This is a genomic window from Granulicella sp. S190, assembly GCF_009766095.1.
Taxonomy (GTDB): Bacteria; Acidobacteriota; Terriglobia; order Terriglobales; family Acidobacteriaceae; genus Edaphobacter.
This window is the reverse complement of the sequence record NZ_LMUD01000043.1, coordinates 1-402: the sequence shown is the minus strand read 5'-3', so window position 1 is coordinate 402 and position 402 is coordinate 1. Positions and strand designations below refer to the sequence as shown.

Genomic DNA, 402 nt, shown 5'->3' with positions numbered 1-402 from the left:
TGCACGTTTCCTGCTCCACCCGGAACCTGGGCTATGATCGCTGCAATCTGCTCCGCGTTCAACGTCACCAGCGGAAGCATCGACGGCGTGATCACCTGGCTCCCAGCTGGAATCAGCTGAGCAGGGATCTCGATCGGCGCAGAACCGCCGCCCACCGTTGCGGCAAGATCCATGACTGTGGGTGTCTGAAAGAAGTTGCGGATATCGAGCTCGACTCCGTGGCTGCGCAGCAAACTGAGCAGCTTCACGATCAGCAGCGAATGCCCACCGAGCTCGAAGAAGTCTTCATGCCGCCCGACCTGTTCGAGATCCAGAACCTCGGCAAAGGCCTGCGCCAGCAGAATCTCCAGCTTCCCAACAGGGGCCTCGTAACCTGATGTGCCGTAGGCATCTGATTCCGGT

1 protein-coding gene is annotated in these 402 nt (G+C 59.7%); it reads right to left on the bottom strand.

From position 1 onward, the window contains the following. On the bottom strand, nucleotides 1-402 hold a 402-nt coding region (locus GSQ94_RS19180; protein WP_158945466.1), incomplete at both ends, for a phosphopantetheine-binding protein.